Annotated in this window: 15 protein-coding genes; 4 read left to right on the forward strand and 11 right to left on the reverse strand. The window is 62.5% G+C overall.

Going from position 1 to position 13,278, the window contains the following annotated elements; all coding sequences use genetic code 11:
* Window positions 1-2: 2 nt before the first annotated feature.
* Both M529_RS0125185 and M529_RS45305 read right to left on the reverse strand, forming a co-directional pair.
* Window positions 3-320 (reverse strand): 2Fe-2S iron-sulfur cluster-binding protein, encoded by a 318-nt coding sequence (locus tag M529_RS0125185; RefSeq protein WP_031295618.1) that lies wholly within the window; start codon window positions 318-320, stop codon window positions 3-5.
* 78 nt (window positions 321-398) lie between these two features.
* Window positions 399-1,283: an SDR family NAD(P)-dependent oxidoreductase gene (locus M529_RS45305; protein WP_040601277.1), complete on the reverse strand. Its 885-nt coding sequence runs from the start codon at window positions 1,281-1,283 to the stop codon at window positions 399-401.
* A 194-nt stretch (window positions 1,284-1,477) separates the two neighbouring features.
* Between M529_RS45305 and M529_RS45310 the strand changes: the two genes are divergently transcribed.
* A complete protein-coding gene (locus tag M529_RS45310; RefSeq protein ID WP_021319870.1) occupies window positions 1,478-2,404 on the forward strand; it encodes a LysR family transcriptional regulator in 927 nt (308 codons plus the stop codon).
* Window positions 2,405-2,442: 38 nt separating this feature from the next.
* Here M529_RS45310 and M529_RS45315 read toward each other — a convergent pair whose 3' ends face one another.
* Genes M529_RS45315 through M529_RS45335 form a run of 5 tightly spaced genes read right to left on the reverse strand, consistent with a single transcriptional unit; the run spans window position 2,443 to window position 7,315 of the window.
* The gene (locus tag M529_RS45315) at window positions 2,443-2,952 is read right to left on the reverse strand and encodes an aromatic-ring-hydroxylating dioxygenase subunit beta (protein ID WP_021319871.1); all 510 of its coding nucleotides are present in this window, start codon (window positions 2,950-2,952) and stop codon (window positions 2,443-2,445) included.
* A complete protein-coding gene (locus M529_RS45320) occupies window positions 2,949-4,316 on the reverse strand; it encodes an aromatic ring-hydroxylating oxygenase subunit alpha (protein ID WP_021319872.1) in 1,368 nt (455 codons plus the stop codon). The genes M529_RS45315 and M529_RS45320 overlap by 4 nt, the downstream gene beginning before the upstream one ends.
* Window positions 4,317-4,331: 15 nt before the next feature.
* Window positions 4,332-5,141, reverse strand: a complete 810-nt coding sequence (locus M529_RS45325) for an SDR family oxidoreductase (RefSeq protein ID WP_021319873.1) — start codon at window positions 5,139-5,141, stop codon at window positions 4,332-4,334.
* A gap of 43 nt (window positions 5,142-5,184) precedes the next feature.
* Entirely contained in the window at window positions 5,185-6,339 is a 1,155-nt protein-coding gene (locus M529_RS45330) for an alpha/beta hydrolase family protein (protein ID WP_031295620.1), read from the reverse strand.
* Complete coding sequence (locus M529_RS45335) at window positions 6,332-7,315, reverse strand: VOC family protein (RefSeq protein ID WP_021319875.1); 984 nt, start codon at window positions 7,313-7,315, stop codon at window positions 6,332-6,334. Before M529_RS45335 ends, M529_RS45330 begins: the two co-directional genes overlap by 8 nt.
* A gap of 250 nt (window positions 7,316-7,565) precedes the next feature.
* On the opposite strand from M529_RS45335, the gene M529_RS45340 reads away from it, so the two are divergent.
* From M529_RS45340 to M529_RS0125190, 3 genes are all read left to right on the forward strand, one after another.
* A complete protein-coding gene (locus tag M529_RS45340) occupies window positions 7,566-8,495 on the forward strand; it encodes a BKACE family enzyme (protein WP_021319876.1) in 930 nt (309 codons plus the stop codon).
* Window positions 8,492-9,532, forward strand: a complete 1,041-nt coding sequence (locus M529_RS45345) for an SMP-30/gluconolactonase/LRE family protein (RefSeq protein WP_021319877.1) — start codon at window positions 8,492-8,494, stop codon at window positions 9,530-9,532. The genes M529_RS45340 and M529_RS45345 overlap by 4 nt, the downstream gene beginning before the upstream one ends.
* 136 nt (window positions 9,533-9,668) lie before the next feature.
* Window positions 9,669-10,232 carry a Rieske 2Fe-2S domain-containing protein gene (locus M529_RS0125190; protein WP_021319878.1) on the forward strand — a complete coding sequence of 188 codons (564 nt, stop codon included), beginning with the start codon at window positions 9,669-9,671 and terminating at the stop codon, window positions 10,230-10,232.
* On the opposite strand, the gene M529_RS45350 is transcribed toward M529_RS0125190, so the two are convergent.
* The 4 genes from M529_RS45350 to tnpA are packed head-to-tail and all read right to left on the reverse strand — an operon-like array spanning window position 10,219 to window position 13,153.
* Window positions 10,219-10,818: a plasmid pRiA4b ORF-3 family protein gene (locus tag M529_RS45350; RefSeq protein ID WP_021317575.1), complete on the reverse strand. Its 600-nt coding sequence runs from the start codon at window positions 10,816-10,818 to the stop codon at window positions 10,219-10,221. The genes M529_RS0125190 and M529_RS45350 overlap by 14 nt on opposite strands.
* Window positions 10,815-12,347 (reverse strand): IS66 family transposase, encoded by a 1,533-nt coding sequence (gene tnpC / locus M529_RS45355; RefSeq protein WP_021317576.1) that lies wholly within the window; start codon window positions 12,345-12,347, stop codon window positions 10,815-10,817. The genes M529_RS45350 and tnpC overlap by 4 nt, the downstream gene beginning before the upstream one ends.
* A 57-nt stretch (window positions 12,348-12,404) precedes the next feature.
* The gene (tnpB, locus tag M529_RS45360) at window positions 12,405-12,767 is read right to left on the reverse strand and encodes an IS66 family insertion sequence element accessory protein TnpB (protein WP_021317577.1); all 363 of its coding nucleotides are present in this window, start codon (window positions 12,765-12,767) and stop codon (window positions 12,405-12,407) included.
* The gene (gene tnpA / locus M529_RS45365; RefSeq protein ID WP_021317578.1) at window positions 12,764-13,153 is read right to left on the reverse strand and encodes an IS66-like element accessory protein TnpA; all 390 of its coding nucleotides are present in this window, start codon (window positions 13,151-13,153) and stop codon (window positions 12,764-12,766) included. Before tnpA ends, tnpB begins: the two co-directional genes overlap by 4 nt.
* Window positions 13,154-13,278 lie beyond the last annotated feature (125 nt).

The following is a 13,278-nucleotide window of genomic DNA, read 5'->3' on the forward strand; positions in this document are numbered from 1 at the left end:
TGTCAGTCCTCCGGCGCAATGCGGACTACGAGGTCCTGCAATTCCGGCGAAAGCGTCAACTGGCAGGAAAGGCGAGAGTTCGCCTTCCGGAAATCCAAACTCTCTAGAAGGTCGTTTTCATCATCCCCTTGCGGCGATTTAAGCGCCTCAGGCGCCTCTTCCACGTAGATGTGGCATGTCGCACAGGAGCAGCAACCACCGCATAAGGCCAGCAGTTCGTCGATCCCGCCGGCGCGGATGGCCTCCATGAGGCTCAGACCTTCAGGCGCATCGAGAGTGCGCAGCGCGCCGTCGCGGGTTTTGACCGTTATACTGATCATGAGAAACGTTCGCCAGATGGTGATGGATGGGGTCTGCTTACCCAGGCAATGGCATCGACCGCTCAAGACGGCGGGCATTCACCCTGCCAGCGGTTCGAGACGGCTCCCAGCGCGCGCTATCTCATGGCCAAACTGATCAGGTCCATGTGCAGGCCGAAAGGCACGGAGGCGATCATCGATTTCCACCCAGCGGCTCAATATTCCGCCCGCGACATCATCTTCATCGGGTACGATGCCTTCTGTCAGCAATATCTGCGCGCTTTCGAAGCTGCCAGCCCCCGCGCAGAGGATGGTGCCGTTGGGCGCATCATGCGCGGACAGCGCGACGACCGCTGGTGCCACCAGCCGCGGATCGAGCTTCGAGAGTTCACGCTCGCTGTAGAGGCCATCGGTCATGCGCGTGGCCGCCGACGGCGAAAGGCAGTTGACGCGGATGCCGTACTTCTCGCCCTCGATACGCAGGGTCTGCATCAAGCCTACCAGCGCCATCTTGGCAGCTGCATAGTTTGCCTGCCCAAAATTCCCGAACAATCCCGACGAGGACGTGGTGAAGACGATGCGGCCGTGGCGTCGCTCGCGCATACCGTCCCACACGGCCTTGGCGCAATGAACCGAACCCATGAGATGGACCTCGATCACGGCGCGGAAATCGTTCAGCTCCATCTTCGCGAAGCTTCGGTCCCGCAGGATGCCGGCGTTGTTGACGAGAATATCGACGCCACCCCATTGCTGCTCCGCTTCGTCGACCAGCGCCCGCACCGCTGCGAAGTCGGTAATGTCGGTATCGTCGCCGACGGCAGCACCACCCTGGGAGACGATCTGCTCGGCGACCGCGCTCGCGCCGCCACCCACATCGTTCACCACGACCCGGGCGCCATGCGCGGCCAGAGCCAGCGCGTGAGCGCGGCCGAGACCGCCACCGGCCCCGGTCACGATCGCCGTCCTGCCCGCAAGGTCGATCATCGCCATATTCGGTCCCCGTCCTGGTTCTTGATTGCCTGCCACGGCTTACTGAAGCAGAAGCATTGTCGGAAATCGCTTCGCGCTATGGCCGCCATAAGTCCAAAAGATGGGCAATTGGCGAGAAGAGCTGGCATCTAGAGCGGAGAATATGCCCGGCGCGCGCGACCTGGGGGAGAGGATGAAGGCTGCACCTGATGGCAAATCTCAATCGGTTCGACTTCAATCTCCTCCTTGCGCTCGACACGCTCCTGTCTGAACGCAGCGTGACGCGGGCGGCCGACCGTCTCTGCGTCACCCAGCCCGCACTCAGTGGCTCACTGCAGAGGCTGCGTCAGCATTTCGACGACCCGCTGTTGCTGCGGGTCGGACGGGAGATGGAGCTGACGCCCAAGGCGCGCGCGCTTATCGAGCCGGTCCGGAACGCTCTGCTGCACATCAACGCGGCGCTGGAGACCAAGGCGGTCTTCGAGCCAGCCACGTCCGAGCGGACGTTCCGCGTGGCGATGTCGGACTATTGCGTGCATGTGTACCTGCCGAAGGTCGTTCGCATCCTCAGCGCCCGTGCGCCCCAGCTCCGGCTCATGGTCGAGAATGTCTTCGGCCCGAGCTTCTCGCGGCTGGAGGGCGGCGACATCGACATGGTGATCACCCATGGCGACCGCAGCCTGTTCGGTCGTGAGGGCCGTGACGTGGAACTCCACACCACCGATCTCTTCACCGACACCTTCGTCTGCGTCGTTGCCAAGGACCATCCAATCGGTGAGGTCATGACGAAGGACGATTATCTGTCCTATCCCCATGCCCTCGCTTATTTCGGGGCCAACGTGCGGACGGTCGAGGAAGCGGAGATCGAAAGGCGAGGCATTGTCATCAAGGAGCTTTTGCACGTCCCCTCCTTTGCGGGGCTGCTTCAGATGCTCCCTGGCACAGAGCTTATCGCGACGGTGCAGAGCAAGCTCGCCCAGCAGCTGGCGGATGACCAGAAGGTCAGGGTCATGCGGCCGCCCATCAATCTGGGCAATCTTCAGGAGACACTGATCTGGCACGTCCGCAGCGACGACGATCCAGGTCATATCTGGCTGCGGGACGTCATGAAGGAGGCCGCCGCGGAACTGGGCTGAACGTTCGTGCGGCGGCCTCACCGCTGGGATGGGATCAGCTAAAGAAATACCGCCAGGTTCGGCGTCTGCAGGATCGTCTCGGCGAGGATCACGGTGCGACGTACCAGGCGGCATTCACCATCGTCGATGACGCGAATAAGGTCGATCCGCCGTGCGGGGATCCACTCATAGGCCCGGTCGATGGCGCGCTGGCGATAGAGGGAGAGAGCGCTATGCACCCGGAAGACACCGTCTCCTTCATCTGCCTCGACAAAGATTGATCCGACTGTCCGCACCGTTCGTGAGGCAGGGTCTTCGGCCCAGTTCTCGGCCGTTCCCATGCGCTCCAGGCGCTTGCGGATCATCGCCATATCTTCATGCATGCGGAAAGCACCGCGTGGGAACTCATCCTCGCGCTTGCGGGCGCTGATCCGCAGAGGGATCTCGTATAGGATGGCCTCGTCCAGCAGGCCAACCCATTCCTCGAGACGGCCATTGTCCAGAAGCATTGCCTCGCGGCCGAGGAACTGGCGGATGGCAAACTCGACATCGGCATTTATATTGCTCATTCGCCCGTCTCCTCCATCTGGCGGAGCCAATGTCTGTAGAAGGCGCGCTGGCTGGGTTCGCCAGGTCCTGGACGCCAGGCTTCGCCCGGCCCTTCCCAGGACGTGTCGAGGACCTGCTGCCCCATGCCCTCCATGCCCATCTGCATGTTGAAGGACGCCTTCTCCTTGCGCGCCCAAACGCTGCGCGCTGCTTCGGGTGCGCCTTCCCACACCACCGTGTCGTCCTGCTCGAAGATACCGGCGGAACTGAAGCCGAACTGGCCGGCGGCATAGCTGTCGGCCGCCTGTTGCTCGTCCATGAAGTTCCACTTGAGCTGCCAGGACCACAGTTCCATTTCGCCCGGCCCGGAAGGCTGCCACTGACGCCAGGACGTGTAGACCGCCGGAGGCTTGCCGGGTGAAGGCGGACCGAAGAAGCGCAGGAAGGACAGATTGGGGAAGATGGTGCCAACGATCGGCGGATTCTTCTTCACGACATCCTGCAGCAGCGGGTCGATGCGGTTCAGGTCGAAGTGCCGCTGTATGTCGGGCGGGTAGTACCAGACATGGCCATCGGGCCCGAACATGCTGTCGAAGTCATGCCCGAGGAAGCTGTGCCCTCCTGGTATGACATAGTGCGTCGAGTAGTTGTTGAGCACGTCGAAGCCCTGTGCGAGCTGGATCGTCTGGACCGAGCCGTGCGCCACGCCCACATGATAGCCATCGCCGCCGAAATTCTCCGAGCCTGTCTTCCAGTCGCCTCGGACCTTGTAGCGGTCGGGTGGCCCCATCGGGCTCATTCCGCCGGGATGCAGGTCCATCAGGCCCCGCATGAACCAGGCCGCGCCGCCCAGATAGTCCATGAGCGTGGGCGCATCAGCATCGAGCGAGGCGAAGATCATGCCAAGGAAGCTCTCGACATGCGGGGCCTTGAAGAGATTCCAATCGCGGGTATCAAGGCCTCTATAGGCCTTGCTCTTGTCCGGCGCGCCGATCCACTCACCGTTGTTCTTGAAGACCCAGCCGTGATAAGGGCAGCGGAAGTGGCTCTGGTTGCCGACGTCGGTCTGGCAGAGTTTGGTTCCGCGATGACGGCAGAAGTTGGCGAGCACATGGATCTCGCCCTTGCCGTCCCGGGTCACAATCACGCTATCACGCCCGATCCGGCGCTGCATGAAGTCGCCCTTCTCGGGTATCTCTGACTCGAAGCCGAGGAAAACCCAGCTCTTCGCGAAGATGCGCTCCATCTCGGCATCGAAGATGTCGGCGTTCGCAAAGATGTTGACCGGCACGAGACCCTTTTCGAGCTCGCTCCTTGTGCGCGCCAGAATATCGTCCAGTCTTCCGCCGGTGCCGGGACGCGTGTGCGCGGTGTCCGTGATCACAGATTGCGTCCTTTCTCAGCGTGCAGAGATGATGGGACGATTGGCAAGGCCCTGATCGGCCATGATGATCTCGCCAGTAAGAATCCGCTGCTTCGGATCAGCCAGAAGCGCGTAGGCCGGTCCATATTCCGCGCCGGTCGGAAGATGGTCGAGCAGCGTGACCTTGCGGATCATCGCCATGAAGCTGTCCTTGGGAATATCGTTCTGGCTCTCGCCCTCCAAACCGAGCGCCCCCGGGCCGCGCAGGTCTGAATCGGCGATACCGCAGGGCGAGACGGCATTCACACGAACGGCAGGTGCGAACTCGAAAGCGAGCTGGCGAACGACACCGAGTACCGAATGCTTGGAGGCCGTGTAGAGAAGCCCTCCACCATCCGCGCAGTAGGACGCGTTGGACGATGCCGTCAGCGTGATCGAGCCATTGCGCTTCGCGAGCTCCTCGCGGAACACGACGGCCGAAAGGATGTAGCCCAGCACATTGATCCGCATGACCTCGTCAAAGGCTGCCGGGATCTTCTCCAACGGCAGTTCCGAGATCGGCCGGTTGCCATCGAATATGCCCTGGGCCCCGACAAGGCAGTCGACACCGCCGAACTTTGCCACCGTCGCATCGCGGAAGGCCTTGAGCGCATCGATGTCGCGCACGTCGCCCTGCATGACCAGGGTGTCTTCGCCAAAGGCCCGCTGAAGCGCGACGACCTTGTCGGCCGAGATATCGAGCAGCGCGAGCTTCGCTCCGAGGGTTCGAAAATATCGCGCCAGTCCCAGCCCGAGGCCCGAACCGCTGCCGGTAAGCGCAACGATGGCGCCTGTGAGATCAGTCATGTCTTTCCTACTCCCATTCTATTTTCACGCCTCTCTCGCGCGATCAGGTCATTTCGGCAAACCGGTCCTGGACCCAGTCCACGATAAAGCTGCGAACGGGCTCCATATTGTCGGCGCTGCAATGCTCCACCCCACCTTCACGGGCCGTGAAGATCTTCAGGTCGGCGCGCGGGCTGCGAACGGCCTGTTCGTGTGAGCGATAGGCATATTCGACCGGGATCTGCCGATCATTTTCGCCATGCACGACCAGGAACGGCACAGTGATATGTTCTACGGCGCCAGTCAGCGTAATCCGCTCCGACAAGGCCATGAAGTCTTCCAGCCGATCCTGTCCCCAAACCCACATGACGTGCGCCCAATAGTGGGGGACCGGATTCTCGCCTTCATTACGGCGGCGGCGCTGCTGCACCTCGCCCCATTCGTGATTGGCGCCCCATGCGACGCATAGCTTGAAGCGCTTTTCGAAAGCGGCGGCACGGGGCGCATAATAGCCGCCAAGCGACCAGCCCATCATCCCGATCCTGTCGGTATCGACATCGTCCCGCGCCTGTAGCCAATCGACCGCCTTGCCTGCCCAGATTTCGGTCTCGACAATGGCCGGCAGCTTGTTGCGCCGGAGCGCTCCACCTACGCCGGGCTGGTCGACGATCAGGCAGGAAATGCCGCGAGCGCGCAATGCCGCGGGCAGGCCTACGAGGAAAACCATCTCCTTCACGCTGTCCAGCCCGTTGCAGAAAATCATGCATGGCGGTCTCGGATTGTTCGGCGTGGCGGCCGAGCAGAACAGCGCGGGATAGTGGCTGTCGGCATAGGGGATGTCGACTGTCTCGCAGGGATCACCGCTCGCTTCGATATAGCGGGCGAAGGCCGAAAGCATGTCGGCATAGGCCTGCTGGCGGGGCGGATAGTCGCTCGCCTGCATCCGCTCGGCCGTGATCAGATAGGCGCAGGCGCGACGATATTTGGCCGCTGCACTTGCTTTGTGCCCCGCGCCATGGTCGGCATCGGCCATCTCCCGCACCCGTGCCGCCATGGCGAGCCACGTGTCGAAAAAGGCATCGACGCCACTGTCCCCGGCTTCCGCGGCGCGGGCTGTCCCACGGTTGGCTACATCGATCTCACCGATCGATCCCCCCATTTCGAGCGCCAGGTTGATGGACAGGTTCCAGACATAATTGGTGGGAAAGGGCTCAAACATCGCCAAGCCCCGCGGCAATCTGCGCCTCTGTCAAATATTTGAAGCTCCACTCCGGCTCCCTTTCGAGAAAAGGCGGGACGTTGTGGGTGAAGTGGCTGTAGCCGAAAAGCGGCACGTCGAACTCCCGGGGCACCCAGTTGTCGTCAACATAATCTGCGTCGGTGCCATATTCCACCTCCCCGCCGGCGGGGCAGGGAAGGTAGTAGAAGAGCGCGGAATCGATGCGATGCCGGCCGAGCCCGATGTCGGAAGGCTGCCAGCCGCAACGGACCATGTAGTTGGCGCCGATCATGAGCTCGTCGATATCCTCCACGCCAAAATTGACATGATCGAAGCGCAACTGGCCGTCGCATCCCGGGAAATGCGCATTGGCATTGAGGAACAGCAGGTTGTGGTGATTGTTGCTGCCGCTCGCCCGCAGATATTGGCCGAAACCCGTTTGGATATCGCTCAGCCTGAAGCCGAGACGCGCGCGCATGAAGCGGGCCGCCTCGACATAGTCGGGCAAGCGGAAGACGACATGGTTGATGACCTTGGGGCGGGCACGCCGGCGCCACTTCCTGTGCGTGTTGAGACGACGGACCACGCCTGGGGCGTTAACCGGGTCAGGTGCGTTGGCGAACTGCCGGGGCGTCCATGTGACGAAGGAGAAGGGAACGCCGAAGAGTTGCGTCCTGAAGCCGCCGTCGATGTCCTCAAGGGAGTGGTCTCGTCCAAGCTCGTCCGCGAGTAACCCGAGGGAACCCTCGTCCTCGACGCCCCACGACACCTCGTGCACGCCATCCCCCACGATCTGCGAGGACGGCAGCGCAGGATCGCACTCGCCCAGCACCTCAACCTCGGAACCGTTGGCAAGGGTAAAGTGGCCGGGCCTTGCTTCTCCGGACGGACCCAGCCCGAAATCGGCGAAGAAGCGCCGCGCAACATCCGTGTCCGACACACGATAGCGCAGACGCCTGATGCCGATGATTGCCATTCCGATCCCTCCTGAGCTTCCGAGGTACGGATTATACGGCCCGTCCCGAAGCTCTACCGTGTTGAGCTCCGGAACTATCCCGACCTGCCGAGGCGCGAAAATCGTTTGTCGGTATGCGTGGCATAATCGCTGCCTATCCGCCCTGCCTGCCAATCAGGCGCGCTTATCCGTTTCATCGGGCAAAGTGATTTCCCGAGCCATCCGTCATCTGGAAGTCTGCACATCAAACAACCAGAGGAAAGGATGATGGATGCGCAAGGTGATCGTGACATGTGCGGTGACGGGCGGCATCCATACGCCTTCCATGTCGCCGCATCTGCCGGTGATGCCTGAGGAGATCGCGAGTTCCGCGATCGAGGCCGCCCGGGCGGGCGCGACCATCGTGCACCTGCATGCCCGCGACCCCGAAAATGGTCGACCGACACAGGACCCAGGTGTCTATCGCCGCTTTTTGCCGTCCATAGCGGATCGCACGGATGCCATCATCAACATCACAACGGGCGGCTCGCCCGTCCTCACCCTCGAGGAGAGACTGGCGCCGGCGCTGACATTCCAGCCCGAGATCGCCTCACTAAACATGGGATCGATGAATTTCGCCTTTTACGAGATGCTTCAGCGGTTCAGCTGTTTCGAACATGACTGGGAGGAGCCCTATGTCCGCGGCAGCGACGACTACATCTTCCGCAACACCTTTCGCGACATCGCCTACATACTCGAAAGCTGTGCGGCACTAGGAACGCGTTTCGAGGTCGAATGCTATGATATCGGACATCTCTACTCGGCCGCGCACTTCGCCGATCGCGGCCTTTTGAAGCCCCCTTTTTTCATCCAGTCGGTGTTCGGCATCCGTGGCGGCATCGGCGCGCATCCCGAGGATGTCGCGATGATGCGCAGGACCGCCGACCGGCTCTTCGGAGACGACTATGTCTGGTCTGTCCTGGGCGCCGGCCGTCAGCAAATGCCGATCGCCACCATGTCGGCCGCCATGGGCGGCAATGTGCGTGTTGGACTGGAGGACTCGCTCTGGGGAGAACCCGGACGCCTCGCCAAGTCGAACGCCGAGCAGGTGGAGCGCATCATCGGCGTCCTCCATGGCCTCTCGCTCGAGGTGGCGACACCACAGGACGCCCGCAAAATACTCCAATTGAAGGGCGCAGCCGCAACGAAGGTCGGCGCATGACTCTGATCCAGCATGGCCTCGGACCAAACCCGCTTGCTGGATTTCGGGTCGAAGAACATAAGATCCGCCCGATCGGATACGACCTGCAGCGTCCGGAGTGCATATTGGCGGAGCGGGACGGCACGCTCTGGTCGGCCGACGCACGCGGCGGGGTCATCCGCATCGCACCGGACGGAGGTCAGACCCTTATCAGCCAGCGTGTGGACACACACTTCGACCTAATCGGCGATGCGCGGCAGAGCCTGGTCTCGGGAACTCTGCCCAACGGCCTGGCATTCGATGCCGACGGAGCGATCCTCATCTCGAATTTCGGCACGGATCGACTCGAGATCATGGATCGCAGCACCGGCGCCACGCGGGTGCTGCACGACCGGATCAACGGCCGCCCACTCGGCAAGGTCAACTTTGTCCTGCGCGACAGCAAGGGAAGGCTGTGGTTGACGATTTCGACCATGATCAATCCTTGGACCGACGCGATCACACCTACCATCCGCGACGGCTATGTGGCGCTGGTTGACGACAGCGGAATTCGCATTGTCGCCGAAGGCTTCGCCTTCACCAACGAGGTGCGCCTGGATGCCGCCGAGGAATGGCTCTATGTCGCCGAGACGACCGGGAAGAGGGTGACGCGCTTGCGCGTCCTTCCGGACGGCTCGCTCACCGACCGGGAGACATATGGCCCTTCCGACCTTGGCCGAGGCGTGATCGATGGCATCTGCTTCGATGCTTACGGCAATCTCTGGGCGACGATGATCTTCGCCGACCGGCTGGTCGCAATTACACCAGAAGGGGACTGCCTGGAGCTTGCTGAATTCGGCGACAGCAAGGCTACCGACCGATTCGAGTTGGAATTCGCAAGCGGCAGTCCCGTGTCGTTCGAGACCCTGTCGGCCTGCGGGGGGGAAATCGCACCTTGGCTCGCGAGCGTAACGTTTGCCGGCCCCGATCTCCGGACGGCCTGCCTCGGTTCCCTCAAGGGCACCAGCATCCCGACCTTCACCTCGCCTGTGGCCGGGCTGCCCATGGTGCACTGGTGAGGCCTGTCGCCGATATCCCGGCCTTATGCAACCCATCAGCAAGGACAATTGGAAGCGCCTGGCACGTTGAAATAGTCATCGATGAAAGGAAGGACGCAATGGAACGATGCCTTCCCAACGAATTGAGGAGAGGGTCTTGTCGACACCGGAGCAGCATCGCAGCTATCCGCTCAACGCGTGGTTCATGGCCTGCTGGGCGGATGAACTCGCGAGCGACCGGATGCTCGCGCGGACGCTGCTTGATCGACCACTGGTCCTCTTCCGCGACGCCGATGGCGTCCCCGCCGCATTGGACGACATGTGCCCACATCGATTCGCCCCCCTTTCCAGGGGCCGTGTGCGCGATGGTGTCGTCCAGTGCGGCTATCACGGCCTGCAGTTCGACGCCTCGGGCGCCTGTCTTGGGAACGCTTCGGCCTATAGCAGCTTCCCGCCAGGCACTCGCGTGCGCTCGCACAAGGTGGTCGAGCGCCATCGCGTCGTCTGGATCTGGCTGGGAGACGAAGACTTCGCCGATCCTGTCCTCATCCCGCCGCTCACACGGATGCCCGAGCCTGGCGGACACGAGAATATAGGCCATTACCTGCACGTCCATGCGAACTGGCTGCTCGAGATCGACAACATCATGGATCTCACGCACGTCCACTATCTTCATCGTAAGCGTGGTCTGAGGGCCGCAGTGATGATCAGGCCTCGTTGATGGTGTGAGCGGCTTTGCCGGAGGCCCTGCGTTTGGCGAGCGTGGCCATGCGAGTGTGGATTTCGTCGGGGCTGATGTCGTCGGGATCAAAGGGACGCCCATACCATTGCAGCACTGACTTGCGTTCCGGATGGCGCGGCTTGGCCATGGCTTCAAGAAATTCCTCGAAGCCCGGGAGACCGCCGACATCCTCGGGTGGTGCGCGGCGCGCGCCGTCGACGAACCGGGGGTAATGCAAGGCCGGATCGGCGGAGAGAACCTCCTCGATGACGATGCTGTGCCGCCAGTCGTCGCCAAAATCATATGTGTAGGAGAAGGCGGTGACGCCGCGCTCGATGAGCTTGGTGAGCCGCTGGTTGCCGGCGTCGCGGGTCGGCGGGTCCATATAGTCATCGTCGAACCGGATGCCGTAGCTGGCCTCGCCGATATCGAAGCGAAACAGGTGGTAGTTCTCGAACAGCATAACGGCCTGGATCGCCAGATGCAGGGTCTTGAGGCTGTTGGAGATGGGCAGTTCGACCCGCCGCCAGATGGCGGGCTTGATGTCGTCGAGTGTGATGCGAATCCGGGCGATCTGGTCGGTCATGCCGCCATGCTGACGGGCGTGCCGCCGGCTGTCCAGTTCCAGGGCATGAGCTCGTCCCAGCGCGAGGCTGGCCAGTTGCTGGCGATCTTCTCGACGACGTCGGCGATATAGGCCTGCGGCTCGACGCCATTGAGTTTGCACGTCTCGATGATGGAATAGATGGCGGCGGCGCGTTCGCCACCGGCCTTCGAGCCGGTGAACAGCCAGTTCTTGCGGCCGATCGCGATGGACCGGATCGCCCGTTCGGCGATGTTGTTGTCGATCTCGGCGTAGCCATCATCAAGGAAGCGGGTCAGCGCCGTCCAGCGCTTGCGGCCATAGGCGAGTGCCTTGGCCATCGCCGACTTTGGCGACAGGCGACGCAAGGCGTCGTCGATGGCGGTGCGCAAGTCATCGACCAGCGGCTTGCAATGCCGTTGCCGGTGCTGACGCCGAACATCGGGCGGTTGCCCTCGAATATCGGCCTCATGCCGATATAGCTGCGTAATCCGCTCCAAAAGGTCGGTCGTGAGCGGCGTTGGGCTAGTGGCGTGGTTCTCGAAGATCTTGCGCCGGAAGTGCGCCCAGCAGGCGACCTCTCTCACCCGGCCGTCCTCGTAGAGCTTGTCGTAGCCGGCATAGCCGTCGGCCTGAAGGAGGCCGGAGAAGGATTTGAGCTCGGTCTGCGGATGGATGCCGCTGCGATCGGGCGTGAACTTGTACCAAACAAGCGCCGGGCCGGCGACGCCTGAAGCCCGATCATCGACGACATAGGCCCACAGCCTGGCCGTGGCAGTCCTTCCCCTGCCGGGATCGAGCATCGGCACGGGTGTATCATCGGCGTGGATCTTGCCGGCCTTGAGACCTTCCTCGCGGATACGGCTGACGATGGGATCGAGCAGCGCGGCGGCCTGTCCGGCCCAACCGGCCAAGGTCGAGCGATCGATATCGATGCCCTGTGCCGCCATCATCTCGGCCTGCCGATACAAGGGCAGATGATGATCGAACTTGTTCACCACCACATGGGCCAGCGTTGCGAAGCTGGCTTTGCCGCGCGCAATCGCCTTGGGCGGCGCCGGCGCCTGAATGATCTTCTCACAGGAGCGGCAGCTATACTTGGGACGCACGGTTCGCATGACGCGCCATTGCACGGGTAGCACGTCGAGCATCTCGTCGCTGTCCTCGCCCAGCGGGCGCAGCGCGCCGCCGCAATCGGGACAGGTGCAGGTGCCGGCCGCCGGTTCAATACGACGCTCCTCGCGCGGCAGATGCGCCGGCAACGACCGGATCGGTGCCGGGCGTTCATTGCGATCCGCAAAGGACGAACGCGTGCCGGCAAGTTGGGCTTCGCCCTCCAGTTCTTCCAGCGCCAGTTCCAGCTGTTCGATCTGCAGGGACAGCTTCTCGGAGGACTGACCAAAGGTCATGCGGCGAAGCTGGGCAAGCTGAACGCGAAGGGCCGCAATGAGGCTGTCGCGTGCCGCCAAGGCCGCTTCCAGCTCGGCGATCCGGGCGTCCTTGTCGAGGAGGGAAGAAGCAGCGTCCGACACGGCGAACCGCTAGCATAAAGTGCCTCTTTGCGCCACAAAAACAACGGTAATCCGCCATTAGCCGGCCAAACATGGTGCTGCTGTGCGTTCCGGCCGGCGCCAGTCAATGCCCTCTAGCAGCATCGATAGCTGCGCCGCACTGAGGATCACCTTGCCCGTCTTGGTAGTCGGCCAGACGAACTTGCCTCGGTCCATCCGTTTGGAAAACAAACACAGGCCCTGACCGTCATACCAGAGCAGCTTCACCAGATCGCCGCGCTTGCCCCGGAAGGCAAACAGGGCGCCCGAATGCGGGCTCTGCTCAAGCACCTGCTGCGTCATCACCGCCAGCCCGTCGAACCCTTTGCGCATATCGGTCGCGCCACAGGCCAGGAATATCCGGGTGGAGCCTGTGCCCGCAAAGCCGGGGAGCGGGATCATCGGGCAGTCAGGACCGCGAGCACGCGTACCAGCGCATCGGTGTTGACAGATCCATCCACGGTCAGACGTACGCCCGACGGAAGCTCGATCCCGATCTGGCCACATGTGAGCGTCGGTTCAGGTGGCGCTGTGGCCGGCATCGGCGGCCCGGCCACTTCAACTTCGGCGAAAGATGTCAGTGCCGGCAGTTGCACTCCGGTCAACTCGCCCGACATCGCCTGCCGCCGCCATGTGTAAATCTGGCCGCTGCCAACCTCGTGCCGTTCGCAAGCATCCAGGACCGATCCGCCCGAACCGAACGCATCGCGCAGAATCGCCAGCTTCTGCTCCACCGTCCAGCGCCGCCGGCCCGATATCCGGCCAACGACCTCAATCCGAGTGGTCATATGACCGCTCGTATGACTACTCGCCCCATCAGCCTCGCTATCGTCCAAAACCGCCGCTCCCCAAAAGAGCCGCAATCAGCCTATCCTACCGATCTCGCGCAAGGCGGCCTGCTCACCACGCTTAC

The organism is Sphingobium ummariense RL-3, assembly GCF_000447205.1.
GTDB classification, from domain to species: Bacteria; Pseudomonadota; Alphaproteobacteria; order Sphingomonadales; family Sphingomonadaceae; genus Sphingobium; species Sphingobium ummariense.

What these genes read in the sequence shown, in the direction of transcription:
- M529_RS0125185 (WP_031295618.1), bottom strand. Translation starts at nt 320, where the DNA reads ATGATCAGTATAACGGTCAAAACCCGCGACGGCGCGCTGCGCACTCTC.
- M529_RS45305 (WP_040601277.1), bottom strand. Translation starts at nt 1,283, where the DNA reads ATGATCGACCTTGCGGGCAGGACGGCGATCGTGACCGGGGCCGGTGGC.
- M529_RS45310 (WP_021319870.1), top strand. Translation starts at nt 1,478, where the DNA reads ATGGCAAATCTCAATCGGTTCGACTTCAATCTCCTCCTTGCGCTCGAC.
- M529_RS45315 (WP_021319871.1), bottom strand. Translation starts at nt 2,952, where the DNA reads ATGAGCAATATAAATGCCGATGTCGAGTTTGCCATCCGCCAGTTCCTC.
- M529_RS45325 (WP_021319873.1), bottom strand. Translation starts at nt 5,141, where the DNA reads ATGACTGATCTCACAGGCGCCATCGTTGCGCTTACCGGCAGCGGTTCG.
- M529_RS45330 (WP_031295620.1), bottom strand. Translation starts at nt 6,339, where the DNA reads ATGTTTGAGCCCTTTCCCACCAATTATGTCTGGAACCTGTCCATCAAC.
- M529_RS45335 (WP_021319875.1), bottom strand. Translation starts at nt 7,315, where the DNA reads ATGGCAATCATCGGCATCAGGCGTCTGCGCTATCGTGTGTCGGACACG.
- M529_RS45340 (WP_021319876.1), top strand. Translation starts at nt 7,566, where the DNA reads ATGCGCAAGGTGATCGTGACATGTGCGGTGACGGGCGGCATCCATACG.
- M529_RS45345 (WP_021319877.1), top strand. Translation starts at nt 8,492, where the DNA reads ATGACTCTGATCCAGCATGGCCTCGGACCAAACCCGCTTGCTGGATTT.
- M529_RS45350 (WP_021317575.1), bottom strand. Translation starts at nt 10,818, where the DNA reads ATGACCGACCAGATCGCCCGGATTCGCATCACACTCGACGACATCAAG.
- tnpB (WP_021317577.1), bottom strand. Translation starts at nt 12,767, where the DNA reads ATGATCCCGCTCCCCGGCTTTGCGGGCACAGGCTCCACCCGGATATTC.
- tnpA (WP_021317578.1), bottom strand. Translation starts at nt 13,153, where the DNA reads ATGACCACTCGGATTGAGGTCGTTGGCCGGATATCGGGCCGGCGGCGC.